General features: G+C 73.2%; 20 protein-coding genes. 9 read left to right on the top strand and 11 right to left on the bottom strand.

All coding sequences use genetic code 11. The features are described 5' to 3' along the window. Positions 1-153: 153 nt before the first annotated feature. Positions 154-1026 (bottom strand): MnhB domain-containing protein, encoded by an 873-nt coding sequence (locus tag E1212_RS24395; RefSeq protein ID WP_203417165.1) that lies wholly within the window; start codon positions 1024-1026, stop codon positions 154-156. Between the two features lie 427 nt (positions 1027-1453). On the opposite strand from E1212_RS24395, the gene E1212_RS24390 reads away from it, so the two are divergent. The 3 genes from E1212_RS24390 (at position 1454) to E1212_RS24380 (ending at position 6049) form a co-directional block, all read left to right on the top strand. Beyond that, on the top strand, positions 1454-2623 hold the full coding sequence (locus E1212_RS24390; protein ID WP_131987307.1) for a HupE/UreJ family protein: 1170 nt from the start codon (positions 1454-1456) through the stop codon (positions 2621-2623). Between the two features lie 40 nt (positions 2624-2663). Next, the gene (locus E1212_RS24385; protein WP_131987305.1) at positions 2664-5282 is read left to right on the top strand and encodes an outer membrane protein assembly factor BamB family protein; all 2619 of its coding nucleotides are present in this window, start codon (positions 2664-2666) and stop codon (positions 5280-5282) included. 257 nt (positions 5283-5539) lie between these two features. Continuing rightward, positions 5540-6049 (top strand): hypothetical protein, encoded by a 510-nt coding sequence (locus E1212_RS24380; RefSeq protein ID WP_203417164.1) that lies wholly within the window; start codon positions 5540-5542, stop codon positions 6047-6049. On the opposite strand, the gene E1212_RS24375 is transcribed toward E1212_RS24380, so the two are convergent. Then, positions 6018-6338 (bottom strand): ArsR/SmtB family transcription factor, encoded by a 321-nt coding sequence (locus E1212_RS24375; RefSeq protein ID WP_162605613.1) that lies wholly within the window; start codon positions 6336-6338, stop codon positions 6018-6020. The genes E1212_RS24380 and E1212_RS24375 overlap by 32 nt on opposite strands. Before the next feature lie 64 nt (positions 6339-6402). Here E1212_RS24375 and E1212_RS24370 point away from each other — a divergent pair, with 64 nt between their 5' ends. Next, on the top strand, positions 6403-7401 hold the full coding sequence (locus E1212_RS24370; RefSeq protein ID WP_131987301.1) for a zinc-dependent alcohol dehydrogenase family protein: 999 nt from the start codon (positions 6403-6405) through the stop codon (positions 7399-7401). Here E1212_RS24370 and E1212_RS24365 read toward each other — a convergent pair. Beyond that, positions 7385-7879, bottom strand: a complete 495-nt coding sequence (locus tag E1212_RS24365) for a cupin domain-containing protein (RefSeq protein WP_131987299.1) — start codon at positions 7877-7879, stop codon at positions 7385-7387. The genes E1212_RS24370 and E1212_RS24365 overlap by 17 nt on opposite strands. 46 nt (positions 7880-7925) lie before the next feature. On the opposite strand from E1212_RS24365, the gene E1212_RS24360 reads away from it, so the two are divergent. The 3 genes from E1212_RS24360 to E1212_RS24350 all read left to right on the top strand — a co-directional run bounded on the left by E1212_RS24360 (position 7926) and on the right by E1212_RS24350 (position 10362). Further along, positions 7926-8360 carry a MarR family winged helix-turn-helix transcriptional regulator gene (locus tag E1212_RS24360; protein ID WP_203417163.1) on the top strand — a complete coding sequence of 145 codons (435 nt, stop codon included), beginning with the start codon at positions 7926-7928 and terminating at the stop codon, positions 8358-8360. A 194-nt stretch (positions 8361-8554) separates the two neighbouring features. Continuing rightward, complete coding sequence (locus E1212_RS24355; protein ID WP_131987319.1) at positions 8555-9265, top strand: TetR/AcrR family transcriptional regulator; 711 nt, start codon at positions 8555-8557, stop codon at positions 9263-9265. Positions 9266-9375: 110 nt separating this feature from the next. Continuing rightward, positions 9376-10362, top strand: coding sequence for an NAD(P)-dependent alcohol dehydrogenase (locus E1212_RS24350; RefSeq protein ID WP_131987295.1), 987 nt, complete (start codon positions 9376-9378; stop codon positions 10360-10362). Positions 10363-10439: 77 nt separating this feature from the next. Here E1212_RS24350 and E1212_RS24345 read toward each other — a convergent pair whose 3' ends face one another. From E1212_RS24345 to pdxR, 3 genes are all read right to left on the bottom strand, one after another. Further along, the gene (locus E1212_RS24345; RefSeq protein WP_131987293.1) at positions 10440-11084 is read right to left on the bottom strand and encodes a hypothetical protein; all 645 of its coding nucleotides are present in this window, start codon (positions 11082-11084) and stop codon (positions 10440-10442) included. Beyond that, positions 11081-11560 carry a MarR family winged helix-turn-helix transcriptional regulator gene (locus tag E1212_RS24340; RefSeq protein ID WP_131987291.1) on the bottom strand — a complete coding sequence of 160 codons (480 nt, stop codon included), beginning with the start codon at positions 11558-11560 and terminating at the stop codon, positions 11081-11083. The genes E1212_RS24345 and E1212_RS24340 overlap by 4 nt, the downstream gene beginning before the upstream one ends. A gap of 367 nt (positions 11561-11927) precedes the next feature. Beyond that, positions 11928-13340 carry a MocR-like pyridoxine biosynthesis transcription factor PdxR gene (gene pdxR, locus E1212_RS24335; protein WP_131987289.1) on the bottom strand — a complete coding sequence of 471 codons (1413 nt, stop codon included), beginning with the start codon at positions 13338-13340 and terminating at the stop codon, positions 11928-11930. A 47-nt stretch (positions 13341-13387) separates the two neighbouring features. Here pdxR and E1212_RS24330 point away from each other — a divergent pair, with 47 nt between their 5' ends. After that, on the top strand, positions 13388-14710 hold the full coding sequence (locus E1212_RS24330; RefSeq protein WP_131987287.1) for an FAD-binding oxidoreductase: 1323 nt from the start codon (positions 13388-13390) through the stop codon (positions 14708-14710). A 53-nt stretch (positions 14711-14763) separates the two neighbouring features. Next, positions 14764-15417 (top strand): GntR family transcriptional regulator, encoded by a 654-nt coding sequence (locus E1212_RS24325; RefSeq protein ID WP_131987285.1) that lies wholly within the window; start codon positions 14764-14766, stop codon positions 15415-15417. Here E1212_RS24325 and E1212_RS24320 read toward each other — a convergent pair. From E1212_RS24320 to E1212_RS24300, 5 genes are all read right to left on the bottom strand, one after another. Further along, positions 15401-16180, bottom strand: coding sequence for a class I SAM-dependent methyltransferase (locus tag E1212_RS24320; RefSeq protein WP_131987283.1), 780 nt, complete (start codon positions 16178-16180; stop codon positions 15401-15403). The genes E1212_RS24325 and E1212_RS24320 overlap by 17 nt on opposite strands. Positions 16181-16195: 15 nt before the next feature. Next, positions 16196-16510 carry a hypothetical protein gene (locus E1212_RS24315; RefSeq protein WP_131987281.1) on the bottom strand — a complete coding sequence of 105 codons (315 nt, stop codon included), beginning with the start codon at positions 16508-16510 and terminating at the stop codon, positions 16196-16198. Between the two features lie 117 nt (positions 16511-16627). After that, positions 16628-17122: a MarR family winged helix-turn-helix transcriptional regulator gene (locus E1212_RS24310; protein WP_162605612.1), complete on the bottom strand. Its 495-nt coding sequence runs from the start codon at positions 17120-17122 to the stop codon at positions 16628-16630. A 124-nt stretch (positions 17123-17246) separates the two neighbouring features. After that, positions 17247-17855: a hypothetical protein gene (locus E1212_RS24305; RefSeq protein WP_131987277.1), complete on the bottom strand. Its 609-nt coding sequence runs from the start codon at positions 17853-17855 to the stop codon at positions 17247-17249. After that, positions 17852-21336, bottom strand: a 3485-nt coding sequence (locus tag E1212_RS24300) for a S8 family serine peptidase (protein ID WP_131987275.1), incomplete at its 5' end; no start/stop codon positions are given. The genes E1212_RS24300 and E1212_RS24305, both read right to left, overlap by 4 nt.

The following is a 21336-nucleotide window of genomic DNA, read 5'->3' as shown; positions in this document are numbered from 1 at the left end:
GCAGGGACTGCGGGGGAGAGAAGTCGCCAGCAGGCTAACCACGGTCCGCAGTGCTCAGCCGGGCATCACGGCCACTGTTCCCCGAAGGTTCACGGCCGGACACCCTGCCGTCCCCCTCCGTTCGCTCCGACGTCGCGGGACGCCCCGCGGGCGCTACGGTGTCGCCGTGGCGTCTGCGGGGGCGGTCTCGTCGGCCGCGTCCTCGGTGGGGATGTCCTCGGCGGGTGCGGTGCCGGCCTCGACGGCGTCGATCTGCTCCTGGGTGTAGCCGCAGTAGTTGAGCGCCTCGCGCTGCCAGTAGCTCACCAGCCGCGACTTGCCCGCGGCGTGGGCGTCGGCGACGGTGCCCTCGTAGATGCGCCCGTCCTGTGACTCGCGGTTGACGTCGGGCACGTCGGCGCACACGTGGAAGACCGAGCCCGATCGCGTCCAGTAGACGAGGTTTTCGCCGGTCAGCTGCTCGACGATGTTCGTCTCCTCGGCGTACTGCTCCGTCGACGGCGCGTCGAGGTCCATGCCGAACCAGGCCGCGATGCCGAGCACGACCACGGCGACGCCGCCGGCGATGCCCTTCTGCTTGCCGTCCATGTCCTTGTTGGTGAGGATCAGGACGATCAGCGGCAGGAACGCGATGACCGTGATGATGGCGCCCAGCTGGTTCTGCACGAAGAACCGCACCGTGTCCTTCCTGGACGCGGGATCGAGCCGGTTCGCCTTCTTCCACAGCAGCGAGCCGCCGATGGCGAGCGCGCCGATGACCACGATCATGACGATCAGCAGCACCATGGCGACGGGGTCCTGCCGCAGCACCCAGAAGATCGCGAACGCCTCGCCGGCGATGGCGAGCGCCCACAGCCCGGCGGCGAACAGCCGCAGCCGAGTGGCCTGCTTCCTCGCCTCGGGCGTCGGCGTCCAGGTCGGTTCGTCGGGCGCGTCGGACCCGCCGCCGGACGCGGCGTCGGCCCTGGCCTTCGGCGCCGACTCGACCCGGACGACTTCCTTCTTCTTCCTGCTCCGCTGCGCCACGATGCTCCTCCTCAACGCCGTGATCGGCGGCATGAGCGTAGTGGAGAACGTCGCTGGCCGCGCGCCGGATCGGCAGAAATCCGGTGGCGGCGCCGACGGTCGGCCGGGCGTGGTGCCGGACGTGGCCGACGGCTTCACCGTGACCCGCTTCGCGGGCGTCCGCGCGGTGCTGCACACGCTGCCTGCGGGCGGCGGCCTGGGGCCGAGCGGGCGCTCGGTCCGACGTTCGCGGTGTGGGAGGCGCTCGCGGCCTGAGAGGCCGGTTTCTCGCCGTCCGGCCTTAACCCGGATGTCTGGATTGGATACAAGATGCCATCCGAGTGGCGAAACCTGGATGAACGGATGATTCCGGCCATTGAGCCGGTCTGATCGATGTCCCCAGACTGGCACCCGGCAGTACGAGTCACCGGCTTCCGGAGGGCACCAGATGGCGGACCGAACGCGGCGCACCACCCTGCCGTGGGCGCGTCGTCCGTGGGTCGCCGCTTTGGTCGCGTTGGTCGCCGTGCTGGCAGCCGCGCTGTCCGCCGTGCTGTCGGCGGCACCCGCCGGCGCGCACGTGAAGACCACCACCGGCTACTCGGTGATCCGCTCCGACGGCGGCGAGATCGCCTACGAGCTGCGGCTCGAGTACGACGTGCTGGCGCGCTCGTCCGGCATGGGCGCCGAGGCCGAGAGCGCGGGCGACGACGAAGCGCGGCGGGCGGCGCTGGCAGACCGGCTCGACGTGGTCGCCGGCTACCTGGACGACCGCGTCGTCGTCTACCTCGACGACGTCGCCTGCGAGGGCGGGCTGGAGCGGGCCGGGCTGCGGACCGAGGACACCGTCACCTACGCGGTGCTCGACCTGGCCTTCTCCTGCTTCGGCGAGCCGGACGGCTCGTACCGGGTGCACTACGGCGTGTTCGCGCTGGAGGAGGGCATCGTCGACGACCACGTGAACCTCGTCGACTACGAGCTCGGCGCCGCGACGGGGCAGGCCGCCGTCGACAGCTACGTGACGGAGTTCGTCGCCGGCGACCGGTCGGTGCTGGCGTCGTCGGCCCAGTTCGCCGGCCTCGGGGTCGAGCACCTGCTGAGCGGGCTGGACCACATCCTGTTCGTGGTGGCGCTGCTGCTGGGGGCCTCGTCGCTGGGCTCGCTGGCCGCGGTGGTCGGGACGTTCACCGTCGCCCACAGCATCTCGCTCGCGCTGTCGGTCCTCGGCGTGGTGCACGTCCCGGCGCAGTACGTGCAGCCGCTGATCGCACTGTCGCTCGTGTACGTCGCCGTCGAGAGCGTGCTGGGCGGACGGGTCCGGCACCGGCTGGCGGTGGTGTTCGCCTTCGGGCTGCTGCACGGGCTGGGCTTCGCCAGCGCGATGCGGTTCACCGAGGACCTGAGCTGGGGGCTGGTGGGGTCCCTGGCCGGTTTCAACCTGGGCATCGAGGTCGGCCAGCTGCTGGTGGTGGCGGTGCTGTTCCCAGTGCTCCTGGCCGCCCGCACGCTGCCGTCGATCCGCCGGCTCCCGTTGTCCACAGCCGTCCATCTCGGAGCCACCGGGGTCATCGCTGTGCTGGGCCTCGTGTGGTTCGCCCAACGGGTCCCGCTCGGCTGAGCGCGACCCGGCCCACCCCTGCCTGAGGAGGCAATCCGCAATGACGATCACCGACCGTCTCTCGCCCGAGGCGCTCGCCCGTGCGAGACGGCTCCTGCTGCTGGCGACGGTGCTCATGGTCGGCCTCGTGTTCGTGGCGCCGGTCTCTCGCGTCATCGCGGAGACCGTCGACCCGTCGCGCGCCACGGTGACCGGCACGGTCTTCGACGACCGCGACGGCGACGGCATCCGCGACCAGAACGAGCGCGGCGTCCCGGGCGTCCTGGTCTCGGACGGCGCCGGCATCGTGCAGACCGACGGCCAGGGTGGCTACCGGCTGGAGGTCGACCCGGAGCGGCGCATCACCGACCTGGTCTTCATCACCCAGCCGTCCGGCTACGCCGTGCCGAACGACGAGTTCATGACGCCGAGGTTCTGGGCGGACCTCGGCCGGCTGGCCGCCGACGACGAGAAGACCGCGGACTTCGCACTGACGCGCGTCCCGGGCTCGGAGAGCGCGGAGTTCTCGTTCGCCAACATCGCCGACCCGCACGTCAACCCGCAGCTGCCCGAGCAGATCCGCGAGATCAACGCGACGAAGGACGAGCTCGACTTCATCCAGGTCAGCGGTGACCTCACGAACAGCGCCACGAACGCCGAGTTCGAGGCGTACCTGGCCGCGACGGCGGAGTCGGAGCTGCCGGTCTGGCCAGCCGTGGGCAACCACGAGTACCAGAGCAGCGCCGGGACGACCTACGCGGCGCGCATCGACAACTACCGCAAGTACGTCGGCCCGGAGTGGTACTCGTTCGACTACGGCAACCGCCACTTCGTGGTCATCGAGAACAACGGCCAGGCCAGCTCGGCGGAGCAGTTCGAGCAGCAGCTGCAGTGGTTCCGCCGCGACCTCGAGCTCAATGCCCAGGACAAGCGCGTCGTGGTCATCACCCACCAGCCGATGAACCTCACCTTCGGCGGCAACCGGGCGTACGACGTCTACGGTGAGCTGCTCGAGCAGTACGGCGCCGAGCTCGTTCTCGTCGGCCACGCGCACTCCAACGACGCCGAGGCCAACAGCGAGTTCATCTCGACGGCGAAGCACGTGCAGACGAACTCCAGCTCCTACACCGTCGACCAGACGCCGCGAGGCTTCCGGTACGTGCACATGAAGGGCGACACGTTCGAGAACCCGTTCCGGGTGTACGGCATGGATCACAGCCTGGTCCTCACCAACCCGGTGCCGGGCGCGAGCATCGCGGCGGGCGCGCTGGACGAGATCCAGGTCAACGCCTACCACACGTCCGACGAGGTCACCCGGGTCGTCTACCAGCTCGACGGCAAGGGCCCGTGGTTCCGCATGACCGAGTCCGGCGAGATGTCCTGGTACAGCGCCTGGCGTGGTCCGCGCCCGTCGGCGGGCCGGCACAGCATCGAGATCCAGGCGCACGGCCCCGGCGGCACGCTCTGGTCGACGACGGAGACGTTCACCGTCACGACCGAGAAGCCGGTCGTCCCGGCGGCCACGAACGACTGGCCGCAGCACCAGGGCAACGAGCGCCACAGCGGCGTCGCGACCGAGAACCTCGGCCGTGACCTGGACCTGGCCTGGATCTACCGGACGCCGGGCACGTTCCTCACCGGATCCCCGGTGATCGTCGACGGCGTCGTGTACGCCGGCACGCGCGACGAGAACGCCGAGGACGTCAGCGCGGTGCACGCCGTCGACCTCGCCACCGGCCGGAAGCTCTGGGAGTTCCCGACCGACTCCTCGGTCAGCCGGACCGTCGCCGTCCACGACGGCGTGGTCTACGCGCAGAGCCTGCGCGCCAACCTCTACGCGATCGACGCGGCCACGGGCGAGCTGCTGTGGAAGCGCTCGCCGGAGGCCGCGCCGGAGCCGTACGTGCAGCGCAGGTGGGGCGGCTGGGGTGTCACCGTGGCCGAGGGCAAGGTGTTCTGGACGCACGCCGAGCGCTTCGGCCCCGGTGCCTCGGGTGCCCTCGAGGCGCTCGACCCGAAGACCGGCACGACCATCTGGCTGGCCCCCATGGTCAACAACGAGATGGCCGGCGGCACGCCGGTCGTCGACGGCGGCCGGGTCTTCGTCGGCAACGGCGGGGGCAACGGCGGCAAGGTGCTCGCCTACGACGTCGCCACGGGCGCGCGCCTCTGGCAGTCGTCCAACGCCCTGAGCGGCACCGGCGGCGGCGTGCCCTCGGTCGGCGACGGGCGGGTCTACGTCGGTGAGGACAATGCCGTCGTGGCCCGCGACGTGGTGACCGGCTCGGACCTGTGGATCCACCGCAGCACCGGCCCGTCGCTGCAGTCCAACGACGCGGTCACGTCGACCGCGGCGATCGCGGGCGACACCGTCTACATGGGCTTCCCCGACGGCCGGGTGACGGCGCTGAGCGCGGCCACCGGTGCGGTCGTGTGGAGCACCATGGTGCCGGGCGACATCGACCAGGGCGGCGTGTTCGGCTCACCGGTGGTGACCGGCGACACCGTCTACGTCGGCGCCAACAACGGTCACATGTACGGGTTCGACCGGGCGACCGGCGCGATCGTCTGGGACTACGAGACCGGTGCGTGGAACGCCACCGGCGCCGCCGTCACGGGCAACACGCTGGTCTTCGGCTCGTGGGACGGCAACCTGTACGCCTTCACCAAGGGCAGCTGAACCACCGCGTCATCCGGAGGGCCGGCCACCGTTCGCGGTGACCGGCCCTCCGGCCGTGAGCTCGTGCGCGGTCACCCTCTGTCGCCTCGGACACCGATCAGCTCGGTGGACGGCTGAGGAGGGGCGGACACGCCGCGGTCGCCGGCGCACCGACGGGCTCACTCGCGCGACGGGGCGCCGCCGGTCCCGCGGACGCCGGACATCGGCGGCGCTCGACGTCACCTGCTGTTCGCCGGGCGTCGTGACGCTGCGGCGCCATGGAGTCCGAGGAGAGCCTCCGCCCGGCGCCCGACGCCGCGTTGCTGGCCGGGTCGCTGATCGCCGTCGCGGGATACCTGCTGCCCTGGTTCAGCCAGGACGGCTACGCATGGTCGTACTCCGGGTGGGCGTATGCGAGCCTCAGCAGCGGCGGCGGCTGGACCCTGCTCACGCTCGCCTTCCTGGCCGTCGCCGTGGTGGCGAGCCTCTGGGCCGGGCGCAGCCTCGCCGCCGCCATGTGGTCCGTCGTCGGGACGGCGGGCGCGGGGGTCTTCGCGCCGGCGGTCGTCGCGGCGAGCTTCTCGCACGTCAGCGAGGGATCGGCGCTGAACTACCTGGCCAGCATGCCGTTCGACATCGGCCTGCCGCTGCTCGCCGTCGGGCTCGGGCTGGCGCTGGCCGGCGGCTGCCGCGCGATCGCCGTCGCCGTCCTGCGGGAGGCGCGCGAACCGGGACGACCCGTGCCCGACGCGCCGCCTACGCCGACGGAGCCGCCGCCCGCCCCATGAGCGCGTCGAGCAGGCCGGGCAACGCGCGGTCGAGGTCGGCCCGGCGCAGCGTGTTCAACCGGGCCGTGCCGACGTAGTACTGCCGGATGAGTCCGGCCTCGCGCAGCACGGTGAAGTGGTGGGTCGCCGTCGACTTGCTGACCGGCAGGTCGAAGTCGCCGCACTTGATGTCGTGGCCGGCGGCGTCGAGCTGAGCGACGATGCTGCGCCGGACCGGGTCGACAACGGCCTCCAGCACCTGCTGCAGGTCGATCTGCCACCCCTCGGGGTGCGGCGGGGTCCGGCTCACACGTCCATGGTACGACGGCCATCGAAGTTTGACACTCATCAAACCAACGGCGCACAGTGGGAGCATGGCGTTGACGGTGCGGTTCCACGAGTACGGCGGTCCCGAGGTGCTCCGGCTCGACGAGGTCGATCCGGGCGAGCCGGCTGCGGGTGAGGTGCTGATCCGGGTCGACGCCATCGGGGTCAACCGGGCCGAGGCGCTCTTCCGCGCCGGGCAGTACATCGAGCAGGCCTTGGAGCTCCCGGCTCGGCTCGGTGCCGAGGCGGCCGGCGTCGTCGAACGGCTCGGGCCGGGTGTCGACGGGCTCGAGCCCGGTCAGGCGGTGAGCGTCGTTCCCGCGTTCTCGCAGAACGACTACGGCGTGTACGCGGAGCGGGCGATCGTCCCTGCGCGGGCGTTGCTGCCCCGGCCGAGCACCGTCGACGCCGTCACCGGAGCCGCCGTGTGGATGCCGTATCTCACCGCGTACGGCGCGATGGCCGAGGTCACCGGGCTGCGGCCGGGTGACGTCGCGGTGGTGACGGCGGCATCCAGCGGGGTCGGGCTGGCCGCCCTGCACACGGCCGCGCGGCTGGGCGCCACGCCGATCGCCGTCACCCGCACCCGGGCCAAGGCCGACCGGCTGCTCGCCGAGGGTGCGGCCGAGGTCGTCGTCTCCGGCGAGCAGGACGTCGCGGGCCGCGTGCTCGAGCTGACCGGCGGACGGGGTGCGGCCGCGGTCTTCGACGCCGTCGCCGGGCCGGGTGTCGTCGACCTGGCGCGTGCCGTCGCGGCCGGCGGGACGCTGTTGCTGTGGGGTGCGCAGAGCGGCCGGCCGACGCCGTACCCGGGGTTCGAGCTGGGGATGCCGGCGCTGAACGTGCGGACCTTCACCGTCCAGGAGATCACCCGCGACGCGGACCGGTTGCGGCGAGCGGCGGCCTACGTGGCGTCCGGCCTGCGCGACGGGGCCTTTCGCGCCGTCGTCGACCGGCTGTTCCCGCTGACCGAGATCGCCGCCGCGCACCGGTACCTCGACTCCGGCGCGCGGTTCGGCAAGGTGGTCGTCACGGTGCGGCGGTGACCTCGGCATACGGGCCGAGCAGCTCGATGCCATGGCGCTGGGCGAGCTCGAGGACGTCGTCCATGGACGGCCGTCCCCCAGCGTCGGCGGCCAGCGCGGCGGCCGCGCGCGAGAACGCCTCCATCGGGCCGCCGGGGGAGTGCACCATGAACGCGACCGCGTCGGTCGTGCCCTCGTTGCGGATGGTGTGCGGGGTGTTGCCCGCCAGCGGAACGACGTCGCCGGGGCCGGCGACCACCCGGCGGACCGCACCGCCGTCGCCGTCGCCGACATAGAAGGAGAACTCGCCCGCGAGCACGCGGTACACCTCGCCCGGTGCGTGCCCGTGCAGGACGGGCGGGCCGCCGCCGGGCGGCATGCGGATCTCGACGGCGAAGATGGCGCCGCCGGTCTGCTCCGAGGTCGCGAGGACCGTGAGCTCGTCGGTGCCGAGAAGGATCCGCTCCGCTTCGGTACGATCGACAGGTAGCTTGTCCATATCTCGAAAGTAGACAGGAGGCTTGTCGATGTCAACTCCGCGACCGATGACCGCCGGTCGGCAGCGGCCCGTCAACGTCGCCGTCCTGCTGCGCGACGCGTTCACGACGCTCAACGGCCACGTGCTGCGGCGCCTGGCCGGGAGTGGGCACGAGGCGGTGCGGGCTGCCCACGGCGCGATCTTCCAGCACCTCGACGACACCGGCACCACGGTGAGCCGGCTCGCCGAGCGCGCGCAGATCACCAAGCAGGCCGCCGCAGAGCTCGTCCAGCACCTCGAGGCACACGGCTACGTCGTCCGCGAACCGGACCCGTCCGACCGGCGGGCGAAGCTCGTGCTGCCGACGGCGAAGGGCCGCGAGGTCGTGGCGATCGCCCAGCGGGCCGTGCCCGAGATCGAAGGCCGGCTGGAGCGCGAACTCGGTGCCACCCGGCTCGAGGAACTCCGTGCCGACCTGCGCCGCATCATCGAGCTCGGCTGACGGCGCCCGCGTGCGGAGTCGCGACCGGGCGCCGGAAGCGGACCACCAGGATGACGACGATCGCCGGCACCGGCACCGCGAGCACGGCGAGCAGTACGCCGCTGTCGGGCGACGGTCCGCCGGGCGGCGCGCCACCGACGACCTCGCTGACGAAGCCGACCAGCCTTGACCTTGTACGATCCGAAGCTGAGGTGATGCACGTGGCGGCCGACGCCGAGGTGGGTCCGGCGCGGGCCCCGCTGAGCAGGGACCGGGTGCTGCGCGCCGCGGTGCGCATCGCCGACGACGGCGGGCTGGGGGCGCTGACGATGCGCCGGCTGGCCGAGGACCTCGGCGCCGAGGCGATGTCGCTCTACTACCACGTGGCCAACAAGGACGAGGTCCTCGACGGCATCGCCGACGCCGTCGGGCGCGAGATCAACGAGGTCGTCGACGCGCTGGACGTGCCGTCGGCCGGCCCGCAGTGGAAGCAGGCCGTCCGCCGCCGCATCCTCGCCGCCCGCGAGGTGCTGCTGCGCCACCCCTGGGTGCCGGCCGTCTTCGAGACCCGGGCCGCCATGAGCCCCGAGATCCTGCGCTACCACGACCGCCTGCTGGGCCTCATGCGCGACGGCGGGTTCTCCTACGACCTCGCCCACCACGCGCTGCACGCGCTCGGCAGCCGGGCGCTCGGCTTCAGCCAGGAGTTGTTCACCCCCGCCGCCGGGGGCGGGGGCGCCGGCGACGGCGACGAGCTGGCGGACCTCGCCGAGCGGTTGCCGAACCTGGCCGGCCTGCTCGAGCACATCTCGCACGACGACCCCGGCTCCACGCTGGGCTGGTGCGACGACCAGGAGGAGTTCGAGTTCGGGCTCGACCTCCTGCTCGACGGCCTCGACCGGCTTCGCGAGCGCTCCTCCTCCTGACCTGACGACGGCCGCGCCGGTGGGCGGTCCCGGGGCTTTACAACCTTACGTCGTATGGTTACCTTACAACGTAAACCTTACGACGTAAGAGCAGCCGCCAGGAGGCGACCATGAAGGCGTTCGTGATTCGGTCGTACGGATCGCCCGACGTGCTGGAGCCGGCCGATGTCGAGACTCCGGTGCCGGGCGACCACGAGGTGCTGGTGCGGCTCCGGGCGACGTCCGTCCAGCCGTACGACTGGCACCACATGCGCGGCGAGCCACGGATCGCCCGGCTGATGCCCGGCACGCTCGGCCTGCGCCGGCCGAGGATGGAGATCCTCGGCGCCGACGTCGCGGGCGAGGTCGTCGCCACGGGCCACGAGGTCGCCGGCTTCGCGCCCGGCGACCGAGTGTTCGCGCTGGTCGGCGGCGGCGGCTTCGGCGAGTACGTCGCCGTTCCGGCCGCCGACCTGGCCCCGATGCCGCGCACGCTCTCGTTCGAGCAGGCGGCCGCCGTGCCGCTGGCCGCCATCACGGCGCTGCTGGCGGTGCGCGACGACGGCGGGGTGCAGGCGGGTCAGCGGGTCCTGGTCAACGGCGCCTCGGGTGGGGTCGGCACGTTCGCGGTCCAGCTGGCGACGGCCATGGGCGCCGAGGTCACCGGCGTCTGCAGCGGCCGCAACGCCGAGCTCGTCCGAAGCATCGGCGCCACCGCCGTGGTCGACCGCACGACCACCGACGTCACCCGGAGCGGCGCCCGCTTCGACCTCGTCGTCGACGTCGCCGGCGGGCACTCGGCGCCGGCATTCCGCCGGGTGTTGACGCACGACGGCATGCTGGTCGTCGTGGGCGGGCCGGCCGGGCGCTGGCTGCAGCCCGCCGGGCACGCGTTCGCCGCCGTCGCGCTCAACGCGTTCGTGTCACAGCGCATGACGATGACCGAGGTCGGGAGCAGCCGGGACCGGCGGGCGAACCTGATGACGCTGACGCAGTACCTCGACGACGGGCGGGTGGTCCCCGTCGTCGGCCGCACCTACCCGTTCGCCGAGCTGCCGGCCGCCCTGCGATACCAGGAGGACGGGCACGCCAGCGGCAAGGTGGTCGTCACCTTCTAGAGCTCGCCGTCAGGCTGCCGGCACGCCGGGTCAGGATCGTCTCGCCCCGCCGCGATCGCCCGGCGGAGCGTCCGCCGTCACCCCTTGAGGCGCGCGCGGGCGCTGGTGACCAGGCCCTTCGGGTCCTCGGCGTAGAAGCGCAGCTCGGTGAAGGTCACCGGGCCGCTCAGCAGGGTGACGGTGACCGGCTCGAACAGCACGAGATGCACGTTGACCTGGCTCGACACCGTCACGTGCAGCACCGTGCCGTCCTCGCCGTCGGTCAGTTGCACCGTCTTCGACTCCGGCAGCGTCAGCTTCTGCACCCGGATGGCGTCGATGTCGTTCCAGCTCAGCGCGATGTCGACGGTGGTGCCGTTGCGCACCCACAGCCCCGTGGGCCCGACGGCGTGCGGGTTGACCTTGAGCGCGGCCCAGTAGCCGATCATCCAGATCAGCCCCCAGATGCCGATGACCAGAGCGATGATCTGCGCCGGCGCCCACGGCACGAAGTGGCCGATGAGCAGGTGCGCCACCGGCACCTCGATGGCCGAGCCGATGATGAAGACCCAGATCAGCAGTGAGACGGGTTCGAGGTAGGCGAACCCGACGGCGCCGGGCTCGGGCACCCGCGGGCGCCGGGCGAGCAGCGTGAACAGGCTGCGCCACACGCCGGCCTCGAAGGCGGAGGCCTTCTGGAACAGCGTGGCCTCGCCGGTCCGGGTCGTCCTCGTGGTCGTCATCGGGCGGCCTCGCTCTCGTCGGGGCGGGCGTCGAGGGAGACGCCGTGGGCGCGCAGCCGGGCCAGCACCTCGTCGAGCCCCTCGACCAGGGCCGTGACGCGATCGTCGGGCATGCCCTCGAAGAGGATGCGCGCGAACTCGTGCTGGTCGCGCTCGAGGCCGGCGGCGATGGTGGCGCCGTGCTCGGTGAAGGTGACCAACGTGGCGCGGCGGTCGGTGGGGTGCGGCTCGCGGGTGACGAACCCGGTCGCGACCAGCGCGTCGACCAGCCCGGTGATGTTGCGGGGGCTGACCCGCAGCGCCTCGGCCAGCACCCGCTGCGTGGACGGTCCGCGCTCGTGCAGCTCCCACAGCAGGTGGGCGCGGGCGTCGGTGAGGCCCTGGGCGGCCAGGCTACGGCTCATGTCGTCGCTGAGCACCACGACCAGCTCGAGGACCCGCCCCAGCGCTTCGGTGTGTTTCACGGGATCCGTCATGATGATGCACCTTCACTATGTCGGTAGTTCAAGAATACCGGACGGACAGGTGCCGTGTGAACGGGTGGGTGCGGCGTGACCGGAATGACCGAATATGGGCCGGATAAGGCGTCCGCGAAGTATGTGACTGAAGTCACCGTCAAGAGAGGTTTGAGACGCCGGAAATGCGTCCGGGCAAAGAAAGGGCCGCCCTGCCAATTTGGGGGGCAAAACGGCAGGGCGGCCTCGTGGACCAACACTAACCCATGAACCCGGCTCGGCGCATCTGGATCCAGAAGAATCTGGCGGCACGTCGCCGACCAGCGGATCTTCGTCTACCGCGCGATCAAGGTCCGGTACGAACCGGGACCAGTCACGCGTGTGGCGATCATTCGCCCCGAACCACCGCAATCGCCGCCGCGAGTCTCGCGACTCCGTCCGCGACTGCGCGTTCGCTCAGTGCCGAATATCCGAAGATCAATCCGCCGCGTACGTGTGCGGAAAGGCGGTACGGCGTCACTCCGTGCACGCGCACGCCGTGCCGCGACGCGGCGGCCACGACGGCGGCCTCGTCGAGGTCCGCGGGCAGCCAGGCGACCAGGTGCAGCCCTGCGGAGACGCCCACGGGCTCCAGCTCCGGCAGCCGCGAGGCCAGCGCCTCCAGCAGCGCGTCGCGGCGGCGCCGGTAGATCGGGCGCATGCGGCGCAGGTGCCGGTCGAACTCGCCGTGCACCAGGAAGTCGGCGAACGCCAGCTGGTCCATGACGGGCGACCCGCGGTCCGTCGCGATCTTGGCCGCGGCGACGTCGTCGACGAGGTGCCGGGGCAGGAGCAGCCAGCCCAGCCGCAGCCCCGGCGCCAGCGTCTTGCTGGCCGAGCCGGCGTAGGCGACGAGGTCCGGCGCCAGCCCCTGCATCGAGCCGACCGGCGACCGGTCGTAGCGGTACTCGGCGTCGTAGTCGTCCTCGATGACCAGCGCGCCGCGGCCGGCCGCCCAGCGCAGCACCGCCGCCCGGGCCGGCGCCGGCAGCACCCCTCCGGTGGGCCACTGGTGCGACGGCGTCAGCACCAGCGCGTCGGCGTTCAGCGCGCCGAGGACGTCGGTGCGGACGCCGTCGTCGTCGACCGGCACGCCGACGACCTCGAGCCCGGCCGCTGCCGCGAGCGGGCGCAGGTCGTCGTCGGCGGACGGGTCCTCGACGGCGATCCTCCGGGCGCCGCGTGCGGCCAGTACCTGGATCAGCAGTGCGGTTCCCTGCGCATAGCCGTTGCAGACGACGACGGCGTCCGGCGTGGCCGCGGTACCCCGGACCCGGTTGAGATAGTCCGACAGCGCTTCGTGCAGCTCCGGGACGCCGCGCCCGGTCAGGTACCCGAACCGCTCGTTCGGCGCCTGCGCGAAGGCCCGGCGGATCGACCGCAGCCACGCGGCCCGCGGGAAGTTCGCGACGTCGTAGCGGCCGTAGCCGAAATCGACCACCGGCGCCGTGGTGGCCGGCGCCGCCGGCTGCGGCCGCTCCGGCGCCGGGGCGGCCGCCACCTCGGTGTAGCCGCCGGTCCGGCTGGTCAGGTAGCCCTCGGCGACCAGCTGCTGGTACGCCTCGACGACGACGCCGCGGGAGACGCCGAGCTCGCCGGCCAGGCGGCGGGTGGGCGGCAGGGCGGTGCCGCGGCGCAGCCGGCCGGAGCGGACACCGTCGCGCACCGCGGCCGCGAGCTGGCGGTGCAGCGGCTCGGCGGCCGTGCGGTCGAGCGTGACGAGCAGGCTCTGGCCCGTGGAATTGGTCCGGGGTTCCGCCATGCCATTGGACCTTATCGCGGGGACCGATCACTGTGAGGCTTCACTCCATGACAACTCACGCACACCTCCGCGAGCAGCTCGGCGACCGCCTCGTCCTGCCGGGCGACCAGCACTACGACCACCACCGCACGGTCTGGAACGCCATGGTCGACCGCCGGCCGCGGCTGATCGTGCGCTGCGAGAGCCCGGACGACGTCGTCGCCGCCGTGCGGCTGGCCCGCGACCTCGGCCTCGACATCGGCGTGCGCTGCGGCGGGCACAGCGTCCTGGGGATGTCGGTCCCGGAGGACGGGCTGATGATCGACCTCACGCCGATGGCGGCGGTCACCGTCGACCCGGCGACGCGGCGGGCCCGCGTGCAGGGCGGGGCGCTGCTCGGCGCGCTGGACGTCGCGGCGCAGGCGCACGGCCTGGCGACCACGGCCGGCAACGTGTCGCACACCGGTGTCGGCGGCCTGACGCTGGGCGGCGGGATGGGCTGGCTGGCCCGGCAGTACGGCCTCACCTGCGACAACGTCGTGTCGTACGAGCTGGTGACGGCCGACGGCGAGCGCCTGCGGGTCAGCGACGACGAGCACCCCGACCTGTTCTGGGGGCTGCGTGGCGGCGGCGGCAACTTCGGCGTCGTCACCGAGTTCGAGTTCCAGCTGCATCCCGTCGGCACCCGCGCCTACGTCGCCGAGCTGACCTACCCGCTCGAGCAGGCCGCCACCGTGCTGCGCGGCTGGCGCGACCTGAGCACCGAGGCGCCGCGGCAGGCCACCTTCGCCGCGTCGGTCGGCCGCGGGTTCGCCACCGTCGGCTACGTGTGGGCCGGCCCGACGGACAAGGCGGCGGACCTGCTGCCGGAGCTGCGCGCGCTGGGCCAGCCCGTCACCGAGAACGTCGGTGAGCTGTCCTACGTCGAGCTGCAGACGCGCGAGGACACGCCCGAGGGGCACGCCTACCGGCGCTACTGGAAGGGCCACTACGTGCGCGGGCTGCCCGACGCCGCCATCGACGCCCTGGTCGAGCACGGCGCCGCCGACATGGGCATCAGCCTGCAGGCCTACGGCGGCGCGATCGCCGACGTGCCCGACGGCGACTCCGCCTTCAGCCAGCGCGACGCCGCGTTCGAGTACGTCGCCGCGGCCCGCTGGACCGACGCGGACGAGGACGCCGAGCGCATGGCCATGGCCCGCCGCACGGCATCGGCCGTCGAGCCCTACTCGAGCGGCGCCTACGTCAACGCGCTCAGCGACGAGGGCGCCGCCGGGGTCCGCCGCGCCTACCGTCCCGAGAAGCTGGACCGGCTGACGGCGCTGAAGACGGCGTACGACCCCGACAACGTCTTCCACCTCAACCACAACATCGCCCCCGCGGCGCGTTGACGAGAGCCGCCGCGAAGGGTTCACAGGGTCCGGAGTGGGTGCGATCATGCCGTGTGCCCTACGAAGAGCGGACCCTGGCGCAGTCTGCCTACGGCGACATCCGCGCCATGATCGTCGACGGCGACCTGCCGCCCGGGACGAAACTGATCGTCCGGCTGCTGTCCGAGCGGCTCGGGCTGTCCGCCACGCCCATCAAGTCCGCCCTGGCCGCGCTCGAACGTGACGGCTTCCTGATCGCCATTCCGCACCGCGGCTTCCACGTGCCGTTGATCGGGCCGGCGGACATGCGCGAGATCTACGAGCTGCGCGAGCTGCTCGACGGCATCGCCGCCCGCAAGGTGGCGGTCTCGCCGGACCCCGCCGGCTTCGTCCGGACCGTCCTCGACCCGCTGCTCACCAAGCAGCGCGAGCGCGGCGACGACGGCGACCTCGCGAGCCTGCGCGACCTCGACGTCGAGTTCCACCGCGCCGTCTGGCGCGCCTCCGGCAACGAGCGGCTCACCCAGGTCACCGACAACCTCAGCGGTCAGATCCGGCTCGCGTGGTCCGGCCGGCCGTCGGGCGGCGTGCCGAGGACCCTGCGCGAGCACGAGGCGATCATGGACGCGATCGCCGCCGGCGACCCGGCCCGCGCCGAACGGGTCTCGCGGGCGCACGTCCGGCACTCCGCGGCCGCGTACGAGAAGGCTGTCAGCCGGCGGCGTTGACAGTGTCGCCCGCGATGCCGATGCGGCCCGGGCGGTGTCCGATGAAGAGGTCGCGGGGCGGCTCCTCGGCGTCACCCTGCCGGGTGAGTACCAGCGGCTCGAACCCGGCGCCGGTGAGCAGCCGATGCCAGACGTCGCGGCTGAACATGCCGGTGCGATGCGTCTCGTGGATCGACTCGGTGCTGCCGTCCTTCTCGCGCAGCAGCAGCACGTACTCCGTCTGCACCCAGCTGTCGGCGGGGTCGGGGTCCCAGGTCCAGCCGAGGAACCGGGCGCCCCGGCCGTCGCCGGCGTCGTCGCCGCCGTGCTCGGTGCTCTCGGCGAACGTCTCCGTGGTGTGGTCGGGGACGAACACCGCGGCGCCGCCCGGCCGGCAGTGCGCGAACGCCGTCGCGACCGTGCGGGCGAGGTCGTCCTCGGTGAGCATGTAGCCGACGGCGTCGTGCACGAAGACGGCGTCGAAGTCGCGGCCCAGCCGCAGCTCGCGCATGTCGCCCTCGACGTGCTCGCACTCGGGGTTGAGCCGGCGCGAGACCTCGAGCATCTGCGGGGACAGGTCGACCAGCGTCAGCGCGAACCGCTGCTTCAGGTGGACGGCGTTGTGCCCGCCACCGCTGCCCAGCTCGAGCACCTGGCGGACCGGGAGCTCGGCGGACTCCAGCGCGGTCGCGGCGAACGCGGCGTCGTCGGCGTACTCGTCGGGCGGGGAGATGAGCGGCCACCACTCGGCGAGGTCACCGTAGAACCGGTACTCCGCGGTCATGGCGGAATCTTCGCATCACGCCGCCTCGCCCGACGCGGGTGGAAGCTTCCGGCGTGGCGCCGGCGGCGGATCGTCGTCGCGCGCCCGGGGGAGTTGTGTCGCGAGGAACGCCTCGATCTCGGCGATGCCGTCGGCCGCTTCGCGGCTGACCTCGTCGTTCCTGCGCCGGGCGGGCGGACCCGCCTTCTGCCAGACGGCGGCGACCCCGGCCCCGCCGTAGAACGCGGCGCCGACCACGGCGAAGCCGCTGACGACGACCCACAGGACGTAGCGCAACGTATCGAACATCGCGTGCATCAGGTGTGCCGACCCGTAGCTCACGTTGCTCACCTCCGCGTCATTGCGGCTGCGGTACTCGCCTGTTCCCCTTACCCAGCGGGAACGGCTCGTCACCTCCAGGGTACGCCGATTTATATAGCAGGAACAGCTCCACGCGCCAGGCGTTGTTCAGAACAGCTTGTCGACGAGCTCGGTGAGGTGGCGCAGCAGCGGCACGACGAGGGCCTGCTCGGCGGGGGCGAGGTTGTCCCAGGCGCCGGCGAGGTGACCGGCGACGACCGCGCGCTTGGCGGTCAGCAGCTCGGTGCCGCGCGAGGTGAGCTCGAGCGGGCGCCGCCGGCCGTCGCCGTCGGTGCGGCCGTACTGGACGAGGCCGTCGCGAGCGAGCGCGCCGGCGCTGCGGGTGACGGTCGGCTGGCTGAGCCCGGTGAGCTCGGCCACCGCGCCGACGCCGTCGGCGCCGCACTCCTCGATGGCGTCGAGCAGCACGAGCTGGGGGACGGTGATGTCGTCGAAGAGTGGCTGCAGCCGGCCGCGCGTGCGCCGCGAGGCGGACAGGAACGCCATGAGCGCGTCGGCGAACTCGCGCGCCTGGGCGGCATCGGTCTCGGCGCCGCCGACGCTGCGGCCGAGCGCGCCGCTGGTGTGGGTGTGGTCGTCCACCGCACCTCCCCCGAGTGTGCTGTGGGGTGAACCTACCTCCGTCCCGTCCGTGCCCACCGCCCGCCCCGCCCGCCCCGCCCGCGACGACGGCGGACGGGGCGGACGGGCAGCAGGACGAGACCGCTCAGCGACGCAGGCCGTAGGCGTTCTCGATGGTCTGCTCGACGGTGTTGCCCTCGGTGTCGACGGCATGCACCCGCAGCCACACCGAGCCGCCGTCGCGAGCCGCCGGATGGTCGACGGCGACGGCGAACGTCCCGCCGCCGACGGGCTCGACCCCGAGCGGCGACCAGGTGCCGCCCTCGTCGAAACTGGCCCAGGCGGTCAGCTCGACCACCTCGAGCGGCGCCGTCTCGTCCTCGTAGTAGCCGGTGACCTCGACCATGTGCCGACGGCCGGCAGGTGCAGTGTTGGCGAGGTCGAGCCCGAACTCGTAGCCGAGGAAGATCAGCGGCTCGGCCTCGCACGGACCGCCGAGGCCGATCTCGGGCACGTAGTTGCCGAAGCAGATCGTCCCGTCCGGGGTGTCGTCCTCGACCACCCGCGCCGAGGTGAACTCCCAGGCCGTGCGGACGGTGCTGCCGCCGCTCTGCTGGTCGACGGTCATCCGGTAGCGCTGCGACTCCGGCGCCAAGTCGTAGGCGATGACCCGGCAGCCCGTGGCCAGGAACAGCAGGGTGAGAACGGCGGCGACGACGGTGATCCCGCGGCGGCGGGTGCTCGGCCGGCTCATCGGTCCTCCTCCGTTACGGTGGCCGCCGAGAACGGCGGGATCGCCGGTGTGTCGCTGACCAGCCGCGGCTCGATCTCGGTGCCGTCGGCCCGGTAGAGGTGCACCTCGCACTGGTACCTGGGTGGCCTGGACGGCGGATGCTCCGGGTCGTCGGGCCGGCAGATGTGCGACGACGGTGCCAGCATGCCGCCCTCGACCAGCCCCAGCAGCCCGGACTCGTGCTGGCGCGACGTGCCCAAGTACATGAACGGCAGGAACACGTCGCCCATGCGGCAGCCCGAGCAGGCCCGTAGCGGCCCGGCCTGGTCGTCGAGACCGGACCAGCCCGACGACGGTCCGGGCACCAGGGGCCCGCTGTTCCAGGCGACCACGTGCGGTCCCGCGGTCCCGAAGAACCGCTGCGTCGACTCCACGAAGAGCCCCAGGTCGGAAGCGTCGTCGTCCTGCAGGTCGATCGCGTGCCGGACGGCGGGGTCGACCGGCCCGACGCCGACGGTGAGCCGCCGCGGCGCGGTGACGTACGGCAGCTCCAGCGCACCGCCGTCGACCGTCCACAGCAACCGCCGGGCCTCGCCCCGGTCGCCGGCACCGGCGTGGATGTCGTGGTGCACGACCGCCAGCTCGTCGTCGCTCACCTGGTAGGTGAGGTCGGCCGGCACGGCGCCGGACTCGCGGTAGGACAGCAGCCGCAGCGACGGCACGCTCGGGTCGCCGCCGACGCGGACCCGCACCGGCCGCACCGCCAGCTCGGCGGTCAGCGCCGCGCCCTCCGACGGCGGCAGCGTCGCGACGGGCAGCGCGAGCTCGGCGCCGCCCAGCGACGGCCGTGCCGTCGTCCCGGCCACGAGGACGCCCGCGGCCCCGGCGGATGCCGCGGCGGCCACCCGGCCGGCGAGCCCCGGCCCGCAGTCCGGCGTGCACAGGTCGTCGGGCGTCAGCAGCACCAGCGACCCCTCGGCGTCGACCCCGCCGAGGTCGTCGCCCCGGCCGCCGTCGACGACCGCGAGCGGCCGGCGCCGGTCCAGCCTCGGCTCGGTGACGTCGGCGGAGCGGTAGCGCGGCGACAGCGTCAGCGGCCGGGCGCCCATGGTCTGCAGGCTCAGCAGCGGCGGGCCGAGGACCAGCTGTGACGTCAGCTCGAGTGTCCCGGCCTCGACCGGCGCCGTCGGCGTGATCCAGAAGCTCTCCGCGCCGTAGTCGCCGGTCAGGGTGCCCTCCAGGCTCCACCCGTCGCCGGGACCGCCGCGCCGGTAGGCCAGCCGCGTGTCGTACGCCTCGGACGGGTCCGCCGTCGCAGCGCCGAGCCGGGTCGCCTGCCCGAGGTCGAACCGGACCGCGGTGTCGGCGTCGAGACGGGCCTGCGGCTCCAGCGGCAGTCCGGCGTGCACGTCGCCGGCGCCGTCCTGCCAGGTGACCTGTGCCGCGACCGTGTAGCTGCCGCGCGGAAGCGTCACGGTCGCCTCCGGGTCGCCGGGGAGCCGGACGGCGTTGTCGCTGAAGTCGATCCAGCCGTCGTTGCGGATGACGAGCCAGCTGTCGATGTCGACGTCGCTGCTGCCCTCGGGGCCGACGGCGGACACCGTCAGCTCGAACGTCTCCGGCTCGACGAACACGCCGACCACCGTCGTCACCCGGACCGCACCGCCGCCGGCGGTCGCCGTGACCCGGCCCTGGTACAGACCGACGGACTCGCCCGCGGTGGGGTCGACGGCGACCGTGGCGGTCGCGATGCCCCCGGCCGGGACGGTCAGCGTGCCCGGCGAGACGCCGAGCATCCCGGCGGGTGCGGGACCGCCGGCCGCGGTCGACAGCGAGGCGGCGAGGTCGAGCACCACGGGTTCGGCGCCGGTGTTGGTGTAGGTGATCGTGCGGCTCACCGGCGCCGTCTGCGGATACGGCAGGTGCCCGAACCAGACGCTCCCGCTGGAGAACACGCCCTGGCCGGTCGCGCGGTCGACGTCGAGCTGCCCGGCGCCCGTCTCGTAGGCGGTGTCGCCCAGGTCGGCGGCGGTGCTGGTGAGCGCGGCCTTGAGCTGCTCACCGGTCCAGCCCGGGTGCTGCTGGGCCAGGATCGCGGCCGCGCCGGCGACGTGCGGCGTGGCCATGGAGGTGCCGTTGGCCGCCGTGTAGAGGTCGTCGACCGGCTGGCCCAGGCCGGTGCCCGCGGCGCGGGCGGCCGCGATGGCGACGCCAGGCGCAGCGATGTCCGGCTTGGTCGCGGCGTCGCCCACCCGCGGGCCGCGGCTGGAGAACCCGGCGAGCGCGTCCTGCTTGTCGACGGCGGCGACGGTGAGGGCGGAGTCGGCGGCGCCGGGGGCGGCGACGGTGCCGGCCTCGGGTCCGGCGTTGCCGGCCGCGATGACGAACAGCGCGCCGGACTCCGCGCTGAGCCGGTTCACGGCACTGCTCATCGGGTCGGTCCCGTCCGTCGGGTCGCCGCCCAGGCTCATGCTGACCACGCGGGCGCCCTGCTCGACCGCCCACTCCATGCCGTCGATGATCCCGGTGCTCGAGCCCGAGCCGCCGTCGCCGAGGACCTTGCCCACCAGCAACCGCGCCCCTGGCGCGACCCCGGTGTAGCGGCCGCCGGAGCCTGCCCCGCTGCCGAGCACGGTCGACGCGACGTGCGTGCCGTGGCCGTGGCCGTCGGTCACCTCCTCGCCGGGGACGAAGCTGCGGCTGCCGACGATCCGGTCGGCGAGATCCGGGTGCTCCGGGTCGATGCCGGTGTCCAGCACGGCGACGGTGACGCCCTCGCCGTCGTAGCCGGCCGCCCACGCCTCGGGCGCACCGACTTGCGCGACGCTCTCGTCCAGCACCGCCTCGACGGGCCGGTCCAGCCAGATCCGCTCGACGCCGCGGTCCAGCCGGGCCGCCGACGCGCCGCCGGCCCCGTCGGTCGCGTCGACGGCGGCCCAGAAGTCGGCCGCCCGCTCCGGGTCGACCCGCAGCCCGGCGGCGTCGATGCTCTCCAGCTCGGGGCCGCGCGTGGCGCCGGGCAGCGCGGCCGCACGCGCCGCCGACCGCCGCTGCGACGCGCCGTCGTACTGCACGATCAGCGCCAGCCCACCGGCGCCGGTGAGGCCGTGCTCGACGAGCGTGGTGAGGTTGAACAGCTCCGGGTCCAGCCGGTCGGCCGCCAGCAGCGCCGACGCATCGGACGGCACCACGTGGACGGCGCCGTCGTGGCGGAAGGTCTGGAAGCCGACGGGGTCGCCGTCGGCCCGCGGTGCGGGGTCGATGCCGGTCACCTCGGGTGCGCGGCCCGGCTCGGCGCGCACGTGCACGCGGTCGCCGGTGACGAGGGTGACGGTGACGGTGCCGCCCGGCAGGGCCGTGACCGGCGCGACGTCAGCGGGCGCCGTGAGCGGGGTGGCGGCCGCGGGCTCGTCCGCACGCTGCGCCGCGACGGCCAGGACGAGACCCGCGACGGCGACGGCGGCCAGCGCGGCCCGCCGGCGATGGCGGGGCGGGGGAGCGG

Source organism: Jiangella ureilytica (genome assembly GCF_004348545.1).
Lineage (GTDB): Bacteria > Actinomycetota > Actinomycetes > Jiangellales > Jiangellaceae > Jiangella > Jiangella ureilytica.
This window is presented reverse-complemented; position numbering and strand designations above follow the sequence as displayed.